The following is a 16,576-nucleotide window of genomic DNA, read 5'->3' as shown; positions in this document are numbered from 1 at the left end:
GTCTGCGGCTTTTCTGCGCTTGCTCGCGCAGTTCCCCGCGCCCCTGACGGGGCGCCTTCTACGAGGCCAGGTTCTTCCTCAGGTCGTCCAGGACGGAGTTCGCCGCGGTCACGCCGAGACCGAGGTACCACGTCTCGTCCGGGACGTCCTTGGCCTGCCCCTTCTTCACCGCGTCCAGCTTCTTCCACAGGGGGTTCTTCTCCGCGGCGGAGCGACCCGTCTTCTCCGCGTCGCCGTAGACACCCGTGAAGATCCAGTCCGCGTCGGCCTGGTCGATCTTCTCGGGGCTGATCTCGGTGGCGAGGTCGTTGATCCGCTGGTTCTCGGGGCGCGGCAGACCGGCGTCGTCGAGGATCGTGCCGATGAAGGACGCCTTGGCGTAGAGGCGGATGCGGTCCGGCATGTAGCGGAGCATCGTGATCGTCGGCTTCTTGCCGTCGTGGGCCTCGGCGATGTCCTTGCCGAGGTCCTTCGCCCGCTTCTCGTACGTGGCGAGCTCCTCCTCGGCCTTCGCGGTCCTGTCCAGCGCGGCCGCGTTCAGGAGGTAGTTCTCCTTCCACGTGAAGCCGGGGCGGATCGAGAAGACGGTGGGGGCGATCTTGGAGAGCTGCGGGTAGAGCTTGGCGGCGCGCAGCTCGCTGCCGAGGATCAGGTCCGGCTTGAGGTTCGCGATGGCTTCCAGGTTGAGGGAGTTGATCGTGCCGACGTCCTTGGGGCTGCCGGCCTCCTTCTTCAGGTAGCCGGGGATGCCGTCGTCGCCCTCGGTGGGGGCGTAGCCGACGGGCTTGACGCCGAGCGAGACCACGTTGTCGAGCTCGCCGACGTCCAGGACCACGACCCGCTTGGGCCGCGCCTTCAGCTCGGTCTTGCCGCGGGCGTGCGTGATGGTGCGCGGGAACTCGCCCGCCTTGGCGGTGGTGCCCATCTTCGCGGTCTGCTCGGCGGCCTCGGCGAAGTCGTCGCCGCCCTGGGCGACGGCCTTGCTGCCGCTGCCGTTCTCGGACTTCGCGGCGCCGTCGTCGGACGACCCGCAGGCCGCGAGCGAGAGCGCCGCGGTCACGGCGAGGGCGACGGCGGCGGTGCCGCGGCGGCGGCTGCGCCGTGCGGACCGGAGGGACACGGACATCGGGACTCCAGGGGGTGCGCTGCTCGGAACCAGCCGAGCTTAGGTTCGCCTTACCTTAAACGGAATCCCTCCCTACGGAACAGTCACCTCCGTCACAGCACAACCGCCCCTGCCCCCTCAGGCGAATCGGGACATCGCCACCCTTCTGTGTGAAGCGGACGCCCGTCGGTGCCACGTCAGTGCGTACGAAAACTAGCTTCGGGGCCGGAGGTGACACCCACGATGACAGCGCCACCAGCGCCGCCGCCCCCCGCCCGGGTCCGTACCCGCACCGCGGGGTGCACCATCACGGCGGACGGGTCGTACGCGGCGCGCCTCGCCCGCGCCGCCGACGCCCCGGACGCCTCGGAGTCCTGGTACCCCGAACGCTGGACCCTCGGCTCCGCCGAGCCCTACGCGGTGCCGCTGCCCGGCCACCAGCCGGAGGAGCCGGCCACCGAAGTGCTCCCGATGACGGATGGCCGCGTACTGATCCACCGCGTGGTGGGCGAGCGGCACACCTTCGCCCTGCTCTACCCGACGGGCCCCGGGACCGGCGAGGTGCCGCTCGGGGCAGTGGAGTGCGGGGAGTTGAGCCTGCTGCCGCCCGCCCCCGGCGGCACCTGCGCGTACGCGATCGCGCCCGGCGAGCGCTCCAGCGCCGTCTGGCTGGTGGCGGGCGGCGCCTTCGGGCCCGAGCACCTCGCCGAGGTCCCCGGCCGCTGCTCGGGCGGCGTCTGGCTGGACGGCACCGACCGGATGCTCGCCCTGGACCGCACGCTGGAGGGCCGCACCAAGACGGTCGCGGTGGACCTGGAGCGCGGCGGCGAGGTCTCCCCCCTCCTGCAGATCGCGGAGGACAGCGACGACCGGCTGCTCCTCGCCGACGCCGACAGCGGCCTGCTGATCATCCGCTCGGACGCCCCGGGCGAGGACCGCGTCGGCTGGGGCGTCCTCGGCGGCACGCGGCCGGTGCGCTTCCCCGAGTGCCTGCGCTTCCCCGCGGACCTCGCGGCGACGCCGTTCGCCGTCCAGCCGGGGCAGGTGCTCACACCGGAGGCCTGCGCGGTGGCGCTGCGCATCGACGGCGCGGCGGGCAGCAGTTGGGTCGGCCTGTGGCGCCCGGCCGGGCGGCGGCTGCATCAACTGGCGGCGCCCGAGGGGTGGTTGGCGGGCTCCGGGTGGTGGACGCCGGAGGGCACGCTCTGCCTTCCGTACGCGACCGGCGCGGCGCCGTGCGGAGTGGCGAGGATGGCGGTGCCCGCGCCGCAGGAGCCGCCCGGGACGCCGGCCGAGGAGGATCCCCGCAGGTCACAGCCGCTTCCCCCGGATCCTCCGAAGCCCATGGCGGCGCGGCCTGTTCCCTTGCAGCAGGCACCCCTCGGCGGGCGCAAGCCGGGCGGTTAGACTCGCCCGGCTGTACCGAACGATCTTCTTACGGGGTGTGAGTGCATTGTTGACGACCGAGACCAGTACGGAGACACCGCGGGACACCGAGCCGCAGGCGAAGCCGCCCAGGCTCGTCGGCGCCGGAAAGCACCGGGGACCGGTGGCCGAGCACGACGAGGCGACGGTTCCGCGGGGGCGGCACCGCAGGCAGGACCAGGCGTCCTGAACCGACGTACCAGGCAAGGGCCCGGCACCGAGAAGGGTGCCGGGCCCTTCGTCACATGAGGCCGCGTCAGCCCTTCTTGAGGCCAAGGACCTCCGCCGCCGCGAACGTCTCGTTCTCCGGGCGCTCCGCGTAGTACGGCGACAGCGCCTCGTCCAGCTCGTCGAAGGTGAACGCCTCCTTCGCCGAGTCGAACTTCGCCGCCACCCTGGGCCGTTCGACGACCGCGACCATGCCGCCGTGCACCACCAGCAGCTGCCCGTTGACCCGCGCGGCCGCGGGCGAGGCCAAGTACCCCACCAGCGGCGCGACATGCTCCGGCGCCAGCGGGTCGAGCTGACCGGCGCCCGGCTCCTGGAAGCCCGCGAACACGTCCTCGGTCATCCGCGTACGCGCACGCGGGCAGATCGCGTTGGCGGTCACGCCGTACTTGGCGAGCGCCAGCGCCGTGGACGTCGTCAGGCCGACGATCCCGCCCTTCGCCGCCGCGTAGTTGGGCTGGCCCGCGGACCCGGCGAGGAACGCCTCCGAGGAGGTGTTGACGATCCGCCCGTACACCGGGCCGCCCTGCGCCTTGGAGCGCTCGCGCCAGTGGACGGAGGCGAAGTGGGTCGTGTTGAAGTGGCCCTTGAGATGGACGCGGATGACCGAGTCCCACTCGGCCTCGCTCATCGAGAAGATCATCCGGTCCCGCAGGATGCCCGCGTTGTTGACCAGGACGTCGAGCTTTCCGTACGTGTCGATCGCCAACTGCACGAGCGTACGCGCCTGTTCGTGGTCCGCGACGTCCCCGGTGTGGGCGACGGCCTGCCCGCCCGCGGCCCGGATCTCGGCGGCGACCTCCTCGGCCGGCGCCGCCGACGCCTCGCCCGAGCCGTCGCGCCCCGGCTGCCCGAAGTCGTTGACGACGACGCTCGCGCCGAGCCGGGCCAGTTCCAGGGCCTCGGCCCGGCCGAGCCCGCGGCCCGCGCCGGTGACGATCGCACAGAGGCCCTCAAGTGGCAGTGACATCAAGGTCCCTTCAGAGCTGGACAGTTGAGTGCTTGGCGGTGCGGAGAACGGGGGCGGTTCAGATCTCGATGCAGGTGCGCAGGGCGACACCCGTGCGCATCTGGTCCAGGGCCTCGTTGATCTCGCCGAGCCGCACGCGGTGCGTGATCAGGCCCTCCAGGTCGATGCGGCCCGCGCGCCAGAGCGCGATGGCCCGCTCGTACGACTCCAGGACGTCGCCCCCGCCGTACATGGACGGCAGGATCCGCTTCTCGTCGAAGAACAGCTCGAACATGTTGAGCTGCAGGAAGTCGTCCATGGCGCCCGCGCCGACGACGCACAGGGTGCCGCCGCGCCGCGTCGTCTCGTACGCCGTGCGGGCCGTGGCCGACTTGCCGACGACCTCGAAGACGTAGTCGAAGCCCTCGCCCGCGGTGATCCGCTGCTTGGCGTCGCCGAGCTCGTCGGGGGCGACCGCCTCCGTGGCGCCGAACTTCAGGGCGGCCTCGCGGCGCGACGCGACCGGGTCGACGGCGACGATCTGGGCGGCGCCCTTGAGCCGGGCGCCCTGGATCGCGGAGATCCCGACGCCGCCGCAGCCGATGACGGCGACCGACGAACCGGCCCTCACGTCCGCGGTGTTGATGGCCGCGCCGAGCCCCGTCGTGACGCCGCAGCCGATCAGCGCGGCGATGTCGAAGGGCACGTCGTCGGGGATCGGCACGGCGCACCCGGCGTCGACGACGACCTCCTCGGTGAAGGTGCCGGTGCCCGCGAAGCCGAAGACGTCACCGCCGGGGCGCTGGAAGTTGGGAGTGCCCGCGTTCATGAACCCGGCCAGACACAGCTGGGTCTGGCCGCGCTTGCAGGCGGGACAGGCGCCGCAGGCGGGCAGCCAGCACAGCAGCACCCGGTCGCCCTGGGCGAGCCCGGTCACGCCGTCGCCCACGTCGATGATCTCGCCCGCGCCCTCGTGCCCGGGGATGAAGGGGGCGGGCTGCGGCAGCACGCCGTTCATCGCGGAGACGTCGGAGTGGCACAGGCCCGTGGCCCGGACCCGGATCTTCACCTTGCCGGGACCGAAGCCCACCGCCTCGACGTCGTCGAGAACCTCCAGCTTGTCCTGGCCTATCTCGTGCAGTACGGCTGCGCGCATGGTGCGGCTCCTCTCGTACGAAGATTCCGGCGTGCTCGGCGGTTCGGGCGTGCCCGGCGGTTCAGGCGTGCTCGACGACGGTGTCGGCGAGCACCGGCGCGTCGTCCCGCTCGACCGCCGTCACGGTCGCCCGGACGCGCCCCTCGGTCCGCCACATGCGGATCCGCAGGGTCTCGCCGGGGAAGACGATCCCGGCGAAGCGGGTGCTGTAGCCGCGCACCCGCGACACGTCGCCGCCGAGCCGGGTGTCGACGACGGCCTTGAGCGTCATCCCGTAGGTGCACAGGCCGTGCAGGATCGGCCTGTCGAACCCGGCGAGCTTGGCGAACTCGGGGTCGGCGTGCAGCGGATTCCAGTCGCCGGAGAGGCGGTAGAGCAGCGCCTGGTCCTCGCGGACGGGGCGCTCGACCTCCAGGTCGGGGTCGCCCTCGGGGGCGGGCAGACGGGTGGAGGGGCCGCGGTCGCCGCCGAACCCGCCTTCGCCGCGTACGAAGATCTGGGCGTCGCTCGTCCACAACGGGCCCTCGGCATCGGTGACTTCGGAGCGCAGGACGAGGATCGCCGCCTTGCCCTTGTCATACACCGCGGCGACCTTGGAGGTGGCGACCGCCGTGCCCTTGACCGGGATCGGGCGGTGCAGCTCGATGCTCTGGCCGCCGTGCAGGACGGCGGCGAGGTTCACCTCGATACCGGGCGCGGAGAGGCCGCCCATCATGCCCATGCCCGCGCCCGCGACGGTGGCGAAGCTGGGCAGGACGTGCAGCTTGGACTCCAGCGTGTAGCGCAGTTCGTCGGGGTCCGTGGCGGGCAGTCCCGCGCCGAGCCCCAGGTGGTAGAGCTGGATGTCCTTGTGGTCCCAGGTGATCTCGGTGGACCGGGGCTCGGCGGCCAGGGCCTTCGCGGCGTCGATGGGCATGTGGCGGCAGCTCCTTGGGCCGGAGTGAAGACCTCGGTGCGGCCGTCCGCACCGTCGGCCGCACCGAGGTCGCAACAGGGCCGTTCTAGAACGCGTTCCAGTCCGGCGGTCCCATGTATAGCCGAGGCCACGAAGGTTGTGAAGACTCCTGACGTCACGTCAGATCCAGACCCGTGACATTTGTACCGGCCGAGTCCGTACAGGCGCATCTGCCGCCGCCCGCCCCCTGGTTCATAGCGTCGTAGCCATGACGAAGACATCAGATCGCGGACCGGCGGTCTCCTTCAGCGGAGCCGTGAAGACCTTCGGCCGGGTCCGTGCCGTGGACGGCGTCGACCTGGAGATCCCGCGCGGCGAGACCGTCGCGCTGCTCGGCCGCAACGGCGCGGGCAAGTCCACCACGCTCTCCCTGCTGCTCGGCCTGAACGAGCCGGACGAGGGCGCGGTGCGGCTCTTCGGCGGCACGCCTCGGGAGGCCGTGGGCGGGGGACGGGTCGGCGCGATGCTCCAGGAGGGCCGGCTCGTGCCGCGCGTCACCGTGCGCGAACTGATCTCCTTCGTGGCGCATACGTATCCGGAGCCGATGCCCGTCGAGCGGGCACTGGAGCTCGCGGGCATCGCCGAACTCGCCGACCGGCGCGCGGACAAGCTCTCCGGCGGCCAGACGCAGCGCGTGCGGTTCGCCGTGGCGCTGGCCGGGGACCCCGCGCTCCTCGTGCTCGACGAGCCGACCGCCGCCCTCGACGTCGAGGCCCGGCACGCCTTCTGGGCCTCGATGCGCTCCTACGCACGGCGCGGCCACACCGTCCTGTTCTCCACGCACTACCTGGAGGAGGCCGACGCGCACGCCGACCGGATCGTCGTCATCGACCGCGGCCGGATCGTCGCCGACGGCACCGGCGACCAGCTGCGCAGGGCCGCGGGCGGCAGCCTCGTCTCCTTCGACCTGGCGGGCGACGGCACGGAAGGACTCACCGAGCTGCCCGGCGTGCTCTCCCTGGAGGTGCACGGCGACCGGGCCCGGCTGCGCACCGACGACTCCGACGCGACCGTCCTCGCGCTCGCCTCGCGCGGCGCGGTCCGCGGTCTGGAGGTCGCGCCCGCCTCCCTGGACGACGCCTTCCTCGCCCTCACCTCGGCCCCCGCCGACTCCCCCACCACCGCCCCGACCGCTCTGGAGACGCTCTGATGCTCGCCTACCTCCGACTCGAGATCCGCAGGACGCTGCGCGACCCCGGCTATGTGATCTCGGCGGTCGCCGTGCCGGTCCTGATGTACCTGCTGTTCACCAACCTCGGGGAGAACCAGGGCGCCTGGAAGACCCAGTCGATGATCGGCATGGCCGCCTACGGCGCGCTCGGCGCGGCCATGAACACCGGCACCGGCGTCGCCGAGGACAAGTCCATCGGCTGGCTGCGCCAGCTCAGGGTCACGCCCATGACACCGCGCCAGGTCGTCCTCGGCCGGGCCCTGAACGGCTCGGTGACGGTGCTCCCCTCGGTCGTCGCGGTGTTCGCCGCGGGCGCCCTGGTCAACGGCATCCGCATGGACGCCTGGCAGTGGGCGACGGCCACGCTGCTCCTGTGGCTCGGCTCGCTGCCCTTCACCCTCCTCGGCCTCGGCAACGGCTACCGCCTGACCGCGCAGTCCACCGGTGTCGTGAACGTCGCCTGCTACATCGGGCTCGCCGTGCTCGGCGGCCTGTGGTTCCCGATCACGCAGTTCCCCGGCTGGCTGCGCACGATCGCGGACTACACACCGACCCACCGCTTCGCGGACCTCGGGACCGCGGTGACCGAGAACGGCGCGCCGGGCCTGGTCACGGTCGCGGTCCTGCTCTGCTGGCTGCTCGCCTTCGGTTCGTACGCTGTGTACTCGTACCGGCGGGCCGCGCGGACCGCATGACGCAGAGCACGCCGACGTCGCGCGGCCACGCGACACGGAGGACGGGGAACGCCGACATGCCCAGGATGAGCAGGTTCAGCTGCCGGATGCACGAGTGGCAGGACGCCCGCGCGCAGTGGAAGGGCGCCCGCGACGAGTGGAAGGCCGAGCACAAGCTGGTCAAGGCCGACTGGCGGGAAGGCCGCAGGACCGGCAGGAACATCGAGCAGTTCGGCCCCCCGCCCACCGGTTTCTCGCTCCTGCCCTGGCTCCTGATGGGCCTGGGCGCCTTCTCCCACCTCCTCCAGGGTGACACCCCCAATCCCTGGATCGGCGGCCTCGGGATCTTCGCCTTCAACTCCCTCTACGTCTTCCTGGCGTTCCGCGCCTTCGACAAGTGCAAGCGGGAGGCGCGCTCGACCCTGATCGCCCTGATCGCCCTCGGCCTGCTGACCACCGGCCTGGCCGCCGCCTACGGCGGCAACTGGCTCCTCTTCTTCCCCCTCCTCGGCCTCGCCGTCGGGGCGATCGTGCGCGGCCGCAGCCTCGGGCCCATCGGTCTGGCCCTGAGCGTGCTCGCGGGCGTCATCGGCGCCTTCAGGGACGGCTGGAGCGGGGTGAACGTCGCATACGGAACCTTCCTTTCCACCATGGTGACGGCCGCGATCCTCTCCCTGTCCGAGGCCGTCCGCGAACTGCGCGACACCCGCGAGGAGCTGGCCCGCAGCGCCGTGGAGAAGGAACGCCTCCGCTTCTCCCGCGACCTGCACGACCTGCTCGGCCACACCCTCTCCGTGATCGTGGTCAAGGCGGAGGCCACCCGCCGCCTGGCCCCCCGCGACCTCGACGCGGCGCTCGGCCAGGTCGCCGACATCGAGTCCGTCGGCCGGCAGGCGCTCACCGAGATCCGCGAGGCCGTCACCGGCTACCGCGAGGGCAGCCTCGCCACCGAACTCGACCGCGCCCGCGACCTGCTCCAGGCCGCCGGGATCGACACGGTGGTCCGCCAGTCGGGGCCGCCGCTCGCCCCGCAGACCGCGGCGCTGCTCGGCTGGGTGGTCCGCGAGTCCGCCACCAACGTCGTGCGCCACTCCGGCGCCTCCCAGTGCGAGATCCAGGTCACCGGCACCACCGAACAGACCCGTCTGGTGATCACGGACGACGGCCGCGGCGTAGGCTCGGGAACGCCCGGCAGCGGGCTGAAGGGCCTGGCCGAACGCCTCGCGGCGGCGGGCGGCTCCCTCACCTCGGGTCCGGGGCCCCGCTCCGGCTTCCAGGTCACCGCCGTGCTGCCGAACACCGAACCCGACCCGGCACCCGAGACCGGCCCCGCCCCGGCGGGCGTCCAGGAGGAGCACACCCGATGATCAGAGTCCTGCTCGCCGAGGACCAGGGCATGATGCGGGGCGCGCTGGCCCTGCTGCTCGGTATGGAGGAGGACATCGAGGTCGTCGCGCAGGTCGGTGCGGGCGACCAGATCGTCGACGCGGCGCTGACCTCGCGGCCCGACGTGGCCCTGCTCGACATCGAACTGCCCGGCCGCAGCGGCCTGGACGCCGCGGCCGACCTGCGCGAGGAGTGCCCCGACTGCCGGGTCCTCATCCTCACGACCTTCGGCAGGCCCGGCTATCTGCGCCGCGCCATGGAGGCGGGCGCGGTCGGGTTCCTGGTCAAGGACGGCCCCGTCGAGGACCTGGCCGAGGCGATCCGGCAGGCGCTGCGGGGCGAGACCGTCATCGACCCGGCGCTCGCCGCGGCCGCGCTGAGCGCGGGCCCCAGCCCGCTGACCGGCCGTGAGGCGGATGTCCTCAAGGCCTCGGTGGACGGTGCCACGGTCGCCGACATCGCGGCCAAGCTGCATCTGTCGGAGTCGACCGTGCGGAACTACTTGTCGGCGGCGATCGGGAAGACGGGGACGCGGAATCGGATGGAGGCGGTGCGGGAGGCGAGGCAGCGGGGGTGGCTGTGACCCCGCGGTGTGTTTGCCGTCGGTCACCGGCCCCGCCGCGTCCGCCCTCGATCGCCGGACGGGCCGGGCGTTCGGCCGGGCTCGTCCCTCGGGTTCAGTCGTCCTGCACCACCGTCACCACTCCCTCTCCGTCGTAGAGACGGATCGACTCCGGCTTGCCCTCGGGGCCCGGCTCCCCCTCCTCCCGCGTGAACCACAGGTACGCGGAGCCCGCCGCCCTGTGCAGGTCCGGCTCCGAGGTGCCGTCCTCGTACACGTACTCCAAGCGCTTGGTCTTCGGGCCGACGTGGCCGATCGTGAGCTTCCTGCCCTTCACCTCGGTCTCCACCGAGGCGAAGCTCAGGCCGTCGTCGCCGCCCGGCCGCTCGTCCTGGAGGCCGAAGGATGTCACCTCGTCCTTGCCGTCGGCCCTGACGACGACCGCGAACCAGGGCCGGTCGAAGTCCGGGACGGGGTCGGCCGTCCGCTCGTCCCACACGCCCGCCCTGAGCATGGCCTTCTTCTGACCGCGCGCCTCCGCCTCGTCACGCGGAGCGCCCCACGTCTGCAGCTCGACCCGGGCCGCCTGGGCCCCCGCGTCGTCCAGGACCTCGGTGAGCGGGGTGAGGCGCGGTGCGTACACATGCCGCTCCTCGGCCGTGCCGTCCGAGGCCACCCGCGCCTGGTCGCTGCCGTCCACCACGGCGAGCGCCAGGGAGCCCGTGGAGCCGGCGAGCGCGACGGCCGCCAGGGCTCCGACCACCCAGCGGCGCGCCTTCCTGCGGCGCCCCGCGCGCATCACCGCCTGGTACGGGGCCGTGCCGATCTCGACCTCGTCCGCCGCGTCCGCGAGGCGGTGGGCGATGTCACTGTGCGCCGCGGTCTCGTGCCGCGCCGGGTCCTGGTGGCTGGTCATCACTTCTCTCCTCGGCTTGCGACCTTCTCGGTCAGTGCGGGTATGGCGCGCAGCTTGGCGATCCCCTTGGCGGCGTTGCTCTTCACGGCCCCGACCGAGCAGCCCATGGCCTCGGCGGTCCGGGTCTCGCTCAGGTCCTCCCAGTACCGCAGGACGACCGCTTCGCGCTGGCGCACGGGCAGTTGGGCCAGGGCGCGCAGCAGGGCCGCCCGGTCGTCCGCCTGGGCCATGCGGTCGCCGTGCTCGGGTCTGTCGAGCACCGGGTTCGAGTCCTGCAGCGACAGGAACTCCTTGAGTTTCCGCCGGTGTCTGCGCGCATGGGTGTTGATCATGATCCGGCGCACATAGGCGTCCGGGTCACCCGCGGCGCTGACCTTGCGCCAGGACACGTACGTCCGCTCCAGGGACGACTGCACCAGGTCCTCCGCCGCGTGCTGCTCCCCCGTGAGAAGAAACGCCGTGCGCATCAGCCGCGACCAGCGGCTGGTGACGAACCCCTGGAACTCACTGTCCAGAGCCTGCTTTCGCTCCCCCATGAATGCCTCCTTGCACATTGGAGTCCATGAGGGCCACGAACCGTTGCCTCACCCGTGAGAAGCCGCCTACGAAGTCGTCCGCTGCCTCGGCATCCACAGCAGCAGCACCACCACACCCGCCAGCAGAATGAACCCGCTCGTGCGGAACGCCATCGCGTATCCGTCGGTCAGCGCCTGCCGCGACGTCGAGCCGTCCATCTGCGCGGCCGCCACCGTGGACAGCACCGCGAGGCCGAGCGCGCCGCCCATCGTGCGGGAGGTGTTGACCAGGCCCGAGACGAGCCCCGCGTCGCCCGACTGCGCACCCGACGTGGCCAGCGAGGCGAGGGGCGTCGTGGCGAGGCCCGCGCCGAACATCATCACGATGCCGGGCAGCATGATCGAGGTGACGTACGCGCCGTCGACCGTCATCGTCGACTGCCAGCCGAAGCCCGCGGCGGCCACCACGATGCCGAGCACGGAGACGTTCTTCGCGCCGAGCACCGGCATCAGGCGCGGCGCGATCATCGAGCCGGCGACGATGGTGAGCGAGGACGGCATCAGGGCGAGGCCGGCCTTCAGCGGGGAGTAGCCGAGGACGTTCTGGGCGTACAGCGTCATGAACATCCACATGGCGAACATGCCGCCGCCGCACACGAACATCGCGGCGTTCGCGGCCGACACCGTCCGCACCTTGAACAGCTTCAGCGGCATCAGCGGCACCTTCGTGCGCGCCTCCACCACGAGGAAGGCCGCGAGCAGCGCGAGTCCCGCCGCCAGCGGCACCAGGGTCGCGGCCGCCGTCCAGCCCTTCTCCTCGGTCTGCACGATGCCGTACGCGAGGGTGGCGAGCCCGGCCGTGACGAGCACCGCGCCCGGCACGTCCAGGCGGCGCGCCTGCCCGGCCCTGCTCTCGGTGAGCCAGGCCATGCCCGCGACGATCACGAGGGCGCCGATCGGCACGTTGATCAGGAGCACCCAGCGCCAGGAGAGCAGGTCGGTGAGGACCCCGCCGACCAGGCCGCCGGCCGCCCCGCCGCCCGCGCCGACCGCCGACCAGACGCCTATCGCCCGCACCCTGGCCGCGCCCTCAGGGACCGCCGAGGTGAGGATCGTCAGGGTCGACGGCGCGAGGACCGCGGCGCCGAGCCCCTGCACGGCCCGCGCCGCGAGGAGCTGCCACTCGGCCTGGGCGAGGCCGCCGCCGAGCGAGGCGAGGGTGAAGAGGCCGAGCCCGAGGAGGAACATCCGCTTGCGCCCGAAGAGGTCCCCGGCCCGCCCGCCGAGCAGCATGAAGCCCGCGAAGGCTATGGAGTAGGCGTTGACGACCCACTGCAGGCCGATGGCGCTCATGCCGAGGTCGGCCCGCATCGACGGCAGCGCGGTGTTCACCACGGAGACGTCGAGGACGACGAGGAACTGGCCCGCGCAGGCCGCGAGAAGGACCGCCCACACCGGGGCGGACTTCTTGGCGGGGTGGGAGGGGGAGGTGCCGGTGGCGGCCGTGTAAGTGGTGGAGGGCGTCTGGACCATGACAGCCATCCTCTCAAGGCCCGGATGTGCCCTGCATCGGGAATTCGCTGCAGCGGTCCTCGGGCGCGAGGCCTAGGTCTCCCAGACGACACCCACCACCTCCCTTCGCCCCCCTCTCCCCCACTCTTCGCGCCCGCCCCCTATCTCCATGTGACTCCGCCCACCTCCGCCCACCTCCGCCTACCTCCGCCTACCTCCGCCTACCTCCGCAGCATCGTCACCACCGCCGCCCCGCCCAGGCCGATGTTGTGCGCGAGGCCCACCCGCGCGCCCTCGACCTGCCGTGCCGCCGCCTCGCCGCGCAGCTGCCAGGTCAGTTCGGCGACCTGGGCGATGCCGGTCGCTCCGAGCGGGTGGCCCTTGGAGATGAGCCCGCCGGAGGGGTTCACCACCCACTGCCCGCCGTACGTCGTCGCGCCGCTCTCGACGAGCTTGCCCGACTCGCCCGCCGCGCACATGCCGAGCGCCTCGTACGTGAGGAGTTCGTTGACGGAGAAGCAGTCGTGCAGCTCGACGACGTCCACGTCCTCGATGCCGAGCCCCGACCTCTCGTACACCTGGCGCGCGGCCTCCCGCGACATCGGCTGTCCCACGGCGTCGACGCAGGACCCGGAGTCGAAGGACTCGCCGGTGTCGGTCGTCATGGCCTGGGCGGCGATCTCCACGGCGCGGTCCTGGAGGCCGTGACGCTCCACGAACCGTTCGGAGACGACGACCGCCGCCGCCGAGCCGTCCGACGTCGGGGAGCACTGGAGCTTGGTGAGGGGGCGGTGGATCGTCTTGGCGGCGAGGATCTCGTCGACGGTGTACGCGTCCTGGAACTGGGCGTACGGGTTGTTCACCGAGTGCCGGTGGTTCTTGGCGCCCACCGCGGCGAGCTGCGCCTCGGTCGTGCCGTACCTCTCCATGTGCTCGCGCGCGGCGTTGCCGAAGATCTGCGCGGTGGGCGGGGTCATCTCGAAGCCGTGGCGGGCGGCCATGATTCCGTAGTGGCGTGCCACGGGGGACGTCTTGAAGTCGCCCCCGTCGCCGCCGCCGCCCAGCGAACCCCGCGCCATCTTCTCGAAGCCGAGCGCGAGCACACAGTCGCTGACGCCGCCCTCGACGAACTGCCGCGCCATCATCAGCGCGGTCGACGCCGTCGCGCAGTTGTTGTTGACGTTGTAGACGGGGACGCCGGTCAGACCGAGTTCGTAGACGGCGCGCTGACCGGCCGTCGAGGCCTGGAAGCAGTAGCCGACGGGGACCTGCTCGACCTGGTCGTACGTGATCCCGGCGTCCTGAAGTGCCTTGGTGCCCGCCTCCTTCGCCATGTCCCAGTACTGCCAGTCACGCGTCTCGGGCTTCTCGAACTTGGTCATCCCGACGCCGACGACGTACGCCTTCATGAGGGTCCCTTTCACTGGCTGAGGCACTGGCTGAGGCACTGACTGAGGCACTGGCCGGGGCACTGGCCGGGGCACTGGCCGAGGCACTGACCGAGGTTCAGTCACGGGGCAGGCCGAGGATCCGCTCGGCGACGACGTTGAGCTGGACCTGGGTGGTGCCGCCCGCGATGGTCAGGCAGCGCGACATCAGGAAGCCGTGCAGGGCCCGCTCCCCCGCGCCCTCGCGCACGGCGCCCGCCGCGCCGAGGAGTTCCAGGGCCAGTTCGGCGACCTTCTGCTGGTGCGGGGTCTGCACGAGTTTGCGTACGGAGGCGCCCGCGCCCGGCTCCGCGCCCGCCACCTGCCGGGTGGTGGTGCGCAGCCCGATGCAGGCCAGGGCGTGCGCCTCGGCGGCGAGCGCCCCGATGCGGGCGCGGTAGGCCCCGTCGAGGTCGCCGACGCGCGCGATGAGCGCTTCGAGGCCGGTGTCGAAGGTCAACTGGTCGGCCATGTGGACGCGTTCGCTGCCGAGCGTGTCGCGGGCCACCCGCCATCCGTCGTCGACCCGTCCGACGACCGCGTCCTCGGGCAGGAGTACGTCGTCGAAGTACACCTCGTTGAAGAGGGAGTCCCCGGTGATCTCCTTGAGGGGGCGGATGTCGATGCCGGCGCCCTCTTCGGACGTCGCGGCCTTCATGTCGACGACGAAGTACGTCAGCCCTTTGTGCTTGGGGGCCGCCGGGTTCGTCCGGGCGAGCAGGATGCCGTGGTCCGCCCACTGGGCCGCGCTCGTCCACACCTTCTGGCCGTTGACGCGCCACCCTTCGTCGACGCGCTCGGCCTTCGTGCGCAGCGAGGCGAGGTCGGAGCCCGCGCCCGGCTCGCTGAAGAGCTGGCACCAGAGCAACTCCCCGCGCAGGGTGGGCGCGACGTAGCGCTCCTGCTGTTCCCGCGTGCCGTGCGCGAGGAGGGAGGGGATCACCCAGGTGGCGATGCCCAGCTCGGCCGGCTTGACCCCGGCCGCCTTCAACTCCTCCTGGATCACGAGCTGTTGGACGGGGCCCGCGCCCAGCCCGTAGGGGGCGGGCAGGTGCGGGGCCGCGTATCCGGTGGGGGCGAGGGCCTTGCGTGCCGCGGCCGGGTCGAGGCCGCGGGCCCGCCCGATCACCTCGCGGGCCGCCACGCGGTACGCCTCCGCCTCCTCCGGCAGTTCCAGGCGCAGTTCGCGCCGTGCGCCGGACTCCGCGAGGCGTACGGCGCGCTGCCGGTGCGTGTCGCCGGCGCCGAGCAGCTGCCGGGCCACGACCGCCCTGCGCAGATGGAGATGGGCGTCGTGCTCCCAGGTGAAGCCGATGCCGCCGAGGATCTGCACGCAGTCCTTGGCGCAGGAGTGGGCGGCGTCCAGGGCGGTGGCCGCGGCGAGCGCGGCGACCAGGCCCCGCACGTCGTCCGGCAGGCCGGGTTCGTCCGCGGCACGGGCCGCGTCCCACGTCAGGGCCGTGGCCTGCTCGACGCGGATCAGCATGTCGGCGCAGAGGTGCTTGATGCCCTGGAACTGTCCGATGGGCCGCCCGAACTGCTCGCGCACCTTGGCGTGTTCGGTGGCGGTGTGCAGCGCCCACGCCGCGGTGCCGCACGCGTCGGCGGCGAGGACGACGGCGGCCAGGTCGCGGACGGCCGCGGCATCCACGGCGAGCGCCCGGTCCGCGGGGACGTAGGCGGAGCGCAGGTTCACCTCGGCGGTGGGCCTCGTCGGGTCGGCGCTCTCGTGGATCCGTACGGTCAGCCCGGCCGTGGCGGCGTCGACGGCCAGCCACACCGGGCCCGAGGCCGACGCGGCGGCCAGGACGAGCAGGTCCGCCTCGCCGCCGGACAGGACGGGCGGGGCGGTGCCTTCGAGGACGTATCCGTCCGGGACGCAGACGGCGGTGAGCGTGCCCGCGTCGAGGGCGACGGCGCCGACGCGGGTGCCGCCCGCCAGCTCGGCGGCGAGCGCGTGGGCGCCCGCGCGGCGCAGGACCACCGAGGCGAGGGAGCTCGCCGCGAGCGGGCCGGGGAGCGCGGCACGCGCCGCCTCCTCCAGGACGACCGCGAGGTCGACGAGGTCGCCGCCCCCGCCGCCGCACTCCTCGGGCAGGTGGGCGCCGAGCAGCCCCTGTTCGGCGAGGCCGTCCCAGTGGGCGGGCCTGCCGCCGCCCGACGGGGCGTCGAGCAGCTTGCGTATCTCCTCGGGCGGCACGGCCCGCGCGATCCAGCCGCGCACCGCCGACGCCAACTCCCGCTGTTCCCGCGTGATTCCGATCCCCATGCGCATCCTCACCGGTAGCAGCTGCCGGGACGGGCGTCAGAGTAGAACACGTTCCAATCTGACGGAAGGTCAGATGCGGGTCGTCTTGATGCGCACCTCCGCAGTCTTGATACGCCCCTCCGCCTTCTCGACGCGCGCCCCCGCCTTCTCGACGCGCGCCTCCGCCTTCCCGACGCGCGCCTCCGGGGGCAGCCCCGCCCCGGTCGATGAATCGGTTAACAGCGGGTCAAGACTTCCCCTCGTACGACATCCGTCGGAATAGTCGCCCCGGGAAACAGGTTCGAGCTACACGTACCCCGTCGGCCACCACCTCGCCGCCCACCACC

General features: G+C 72.5%; 15 protein-coding genes. 6 read left to right on the top strand and 9 right to left on the bottom strand.

What is annotated here, in order from left to right; all coding sequences use genetic code 11:
• Positions 1-58 precede the first annotated feature (58 nt).
• Positions 59-1,126: an ABC transporter substrate-binding protein gene (locus ACZ4D5_RS04735; RefSeq protein WP_467770875.1), complete on the bottom strand. Its 1,068-nt coding sequence runs from the start codon at positions 1,124-1,126 to the stop codon at positions 59-61.
• 222 nt (positions 1,127-1,348) lie between these two features.
• Between ACZ4D5_RS04735 and ACZ4D5_RS04730 the strand changes: the two genes are divergently transcribed.
• Both ACZ4D5_RS04730 and ACZ4D5_RS04725 read left to right on the top strand, forming a co-directional pair.
• Entirely contained in the window at positions 1,349-2,512 is a 1,164-nt protein-coding gene (locus tag ACZ4D5_RS04730; protein ID WP_467770874.1) for a hypothetical protein, read from the top strand.
• 49 nt (positions 2,513-2,561) lie between these two features.
• Positions 2,562-2,720, top strand: a complete 159-nt coding sequence (locus ACZ4D5_RS04725) for a hypothetical protein (RefSeq protein ID WP_362330977.1) — start codon at positions 2,562-2,564, stop codon at positions 2,718-2,720.
• 66 nt (positions 2,721-2,786) lie between these two features.
• Here ACZ4D5_RS04725 and ACZ4D5_RS04720 read toward each other — a convergent pair whose 3' ends face one another.
• The 3 genes from ACZ4D5_RS04720 to ACZ4D5_RS04710 form a co-directional block, all read right to left on the bottom strand.
• Positions 2,787-3,728 (bottom strand): 3-oxoacyl-ACP reductase, encoded by a 942-nt coding sequence (locus ACZ4D5_RS04720; protein WP_467770873.1) that lies wholly within the window; start codon positions 3,726-3,728, stop codon positions 2,787-2,789.
• Positions 3,729-3,786: 58 nt separating this feature from the next.
• On the bottom strand, positions 3,787-4,863 hold the full coding sequence (locus ACZ4D5_RS04715) for a Zn-dependent alcohol dehydrogenase (RefSeq protein ID WP_467770872.1): 1,077 nt from the start codon (positions 4,861-4,863) through the stop codon (positions 3,787-3,789).
• Between the two features lie 61 nt (positions 4,864-4,924).
• Positions 4,925-5,779 carry a MaoC/PaaZ C-terminal domain-containing protein gene (locus ACZ4D5_RS04710; protein ID WP_467770871.1) on the bottom strand — a complete coding sequence of 285 codons (855 nt, stop codon included), beginning with the start codon at positions 5,777-5,779 and terminating at the stop codon, positions 4,925-4,927.
• A gap of 247 nt (positions 5,780-6,026) precedes the next feature.
• On the opposite strand from ACZ4D5_RS04710, the gene ACZ4D5_RS04705 reads away from it, so the two are divergent.
• Genes ACZ4D5_RS04705 through ACZ4D5_RS04690 form a run of 4 tightly spaced genes read left to right on the top strand, consistent with a single transcriptional unit; the run spans position 6,027 to position 9,632 of the window.
• Complete coding sequence (locus tag ACZ4D5_RS04705; RefSeq protein WP_467770870.1) at positions 6,027-6,968, top strand: ABC transporter ATP-binding protein; 942 nt, start codon at positions 6,027-6,029, stop codon at positions 6,966-6,968.
• Positions 6,968-7,684, top strand: coding sequence for an ABC transporter permease (locus tag ACZ4D5_RS04700; RefSeq protein ID WP_467770869.1), 717 nt, complete (start codon positions 6,968-6,970; stop codon positions 7,682-7,684). The genes ACZ4D5_RS04705 and ACZ4D5_RS04700 overlap by 1 nt, the downstream gene beginning before the upstream one ends.
• A gap of 56 nt (positions 7,685-7,740) precedes the next feature.
• On the top strand, positions 7,741-9,030 hold the full coding sequence (locus ACZ4D5_RS04695; RefSeq protein ID WP_467770868.1) for a sensor histidine kinase: 1,290 nt from the start codon (positions 7,741-7,743) through the stop codon (positions 9,028-9,030).
• The gene (locus ACZ4D5_RS04690) at positions 9,027-9,632 is read left to right on the top strand and encodes a response regulator (RefSeq protein ID WP_467770867.1); all 606 of its coding nucleotides are present in this window, start codon (positions 9,027-9,029) and stop codon (positions 9,630-9,632) included. Before ACZ4D5_RS04695 ends, ACZ4D5_RS04690 begins: the two co-directional genes overlap by 4 nt.
• Before the next feature lie 94 nt (positions 9,633-9,726).
• Here ACZ4D5_RS04690 and ACZ4D5_RS04685 read toward each other — a convergent pair whose 3' ends face one another.
• The 5 genes from ACZ4D5_RS04685 to ACZ4D5_RS04665 form a co-directional block, all read right to left on the bottom strand.
• Positions 9,727-10,527, bottom strand: coding sequence for a hypothetical protein (locus ACZ4D5_RS04685; protein ID WP_467770866.1), 801 nt, complete (start codon positions 10,525-10,527; stop codon positions 9,727-9,729).
• Entirely contained in the window at positions 10,527-11,063 is a 537-nt protein-coding gene (locus tag ACZ4D5_RS04680; RefSeq protein ID WP_467770865.1) for a SigE family RNA polymerase sigma factor, read from the bottom strand. The genes ACZ4D5_RS04685 and ACZ4D5_RS04680 overlap by 1 nt, the downstream gene beginning before the upstream one ends.
• Positions 11,064-11,129: 66 nt before the next feature.
• Positions 11,130-12,575 (bottom strand): MFS transporter, encoded by a 1,446-nt coding sequence (locus tag ACZ4D5_RS04675; protein WP_467770864.1) that lies wholly within the window; start codon positions 12,573-12,575, stop codon positions 11,130-11,132.
• A 200-nt stretch (positions 12,576-12,775) separates the two neighbouring features.
• A complete protein-coding gene (locus ACZ4D5_RS04670; RefSeq protein ID WP_467770863.1) occupies positions 12,776-13,963 on the bottom strand; it encodes a lipid-transfer protein in 1,188 nt (395 codons plus the stop codon).
• Positions 13,964-14,060: 97 nt separating this feature from the next.
• On the bottom strand, positions 14,061-16,250 hold the full coding sequence (locus tag ACZ4D5_RS04665; RefSeq protein ID WP_467770862.1) for an acyl-CoA dehydrogenase: 2,190 nt from the start codon (positions 16,248-16,250) through the stop codon (positions 14,061-14,063).
• Positions 16,251-16,576 lie beyond the last annotated feature (326 nt).

Source organism: Streptomyces sp. NPDC025651 (assembly GCF_055558735.1).
This window is presented reverse-complemented; position numbering and strand designations above follow the sequence as displayed.

What these genes read in the sequence shown, in the direction of transcription:
- ACZ4D5_RS04700 (WP_467770869.1), top strand. Translation starts at nt 6,968, where the DNA reads ATGCTCGCCTACCTCCGACTCGAGATCCGCAGGACGCTGCGCGACCCC.
- ACZ4D5_RS04670 (WP_467770863.1), bottom strand. Translation starts at nt 13,963, where the DNA reads ATGAAGGCGTACGTCGTCGGCGTCGGGATGACCAAGTTCGAGAAGCCC.
- ACZ4D5_RS04665 (WP_467770862.1), bottom strand. Translation starts at nt 16,250, where the DNA reads ATGGGGATCGGAATCACGCGGGAACAGCGGGAGTTGGCGTCGGCGGTG.
- ACZ4D5_RS04730 (WP_467770874.1), top strand. Translation starts at nt 1,349, where the DNA reads ATGACAGCGCCACCAGCGCCGCCGCCCCCCGCCCGGGTCCGTACCCGC.
- ACZ4D5_RS04715 (WP_467770872.1), bottom strand. Translation starts at nt 4,863, where the DNA reads ATGCGCGCAGCCGTACTGCACGAGATAGGCCAGGACAAGCTGGAGGTT.
- ACZ4D5_RS04695 (WP_467770868.1), top strand. Translation starts at nt 7,741, where the DNA reads ATGCCCAGGATGAGCAGGTTCAGCTGCCGGATGCACGAGTGGCAGGAC.
- ACZ4D5_RS04720 (WP_467770873.1), bottom strand. Translation starts at nt 3,728, where the DNA reads ATGTCACTGCCACTTGAGGGCCTCTGTGCGATCGTCACCGGCGCGGGC.
- ACZ4D5_RS04680 (WP_467770865.1), bottom strand. Translation starts at nt 11,063, where the DNA reads ATGGGGGAGCGAAAGCAGGCTCTGGACAGTGAGTTCCAGGGGTTCGTC.
- ACZ4D5_RS04675 (WP_467770864.1), bottom strand. Translation starts at nt 12,575, where the DNA reads ATGGTCCAGACGCCCTCCACCACTTACACGGCCGCCACCGGCACCTCC.
- ACZ4D5_RS04685 (WP_467770866.1), bottom strand. Translation starts at nt 10,527, where the DNA reads ATGACCAGCCACCAGGACCCGGCGCGGCACGAGACCGCGGCGCACAGT.
- ACZ4D5_RS04690 (WP_467770867.1), top strand. Translation starts at nt 9,027, where the DNA reads ATGATCAGAGTCCTGCTCGCCGAGGACCAGGGCATGATGCGGGGCGCG.
- ACZ4D5_RS04710 (WP_467770871.1), bottom strand. Translation starts at nt 5,779, where the DNA reads ATGCCCATCGACGCCGCGAAGGCCCTGGCCGCCGAGCCCCGGTCCACC.
- ACZ4D5_RS04735 (WP_467770875.1), bottom strand. Translation starts at nt 1,126, where the DNA reads ATGTCCGTGTCCCTCCGGTCCGCACGGCGCAGCCGCCGCCGCGGCACC.
- ACZ4D5_RS04705 (WP_467770870.1), top strand. Translation starts at nt 6,027, where the DNA reads ATGACGAAGACATCAGATCGCGGACCGGCGGTCTCCTTCAGCGGAGCC.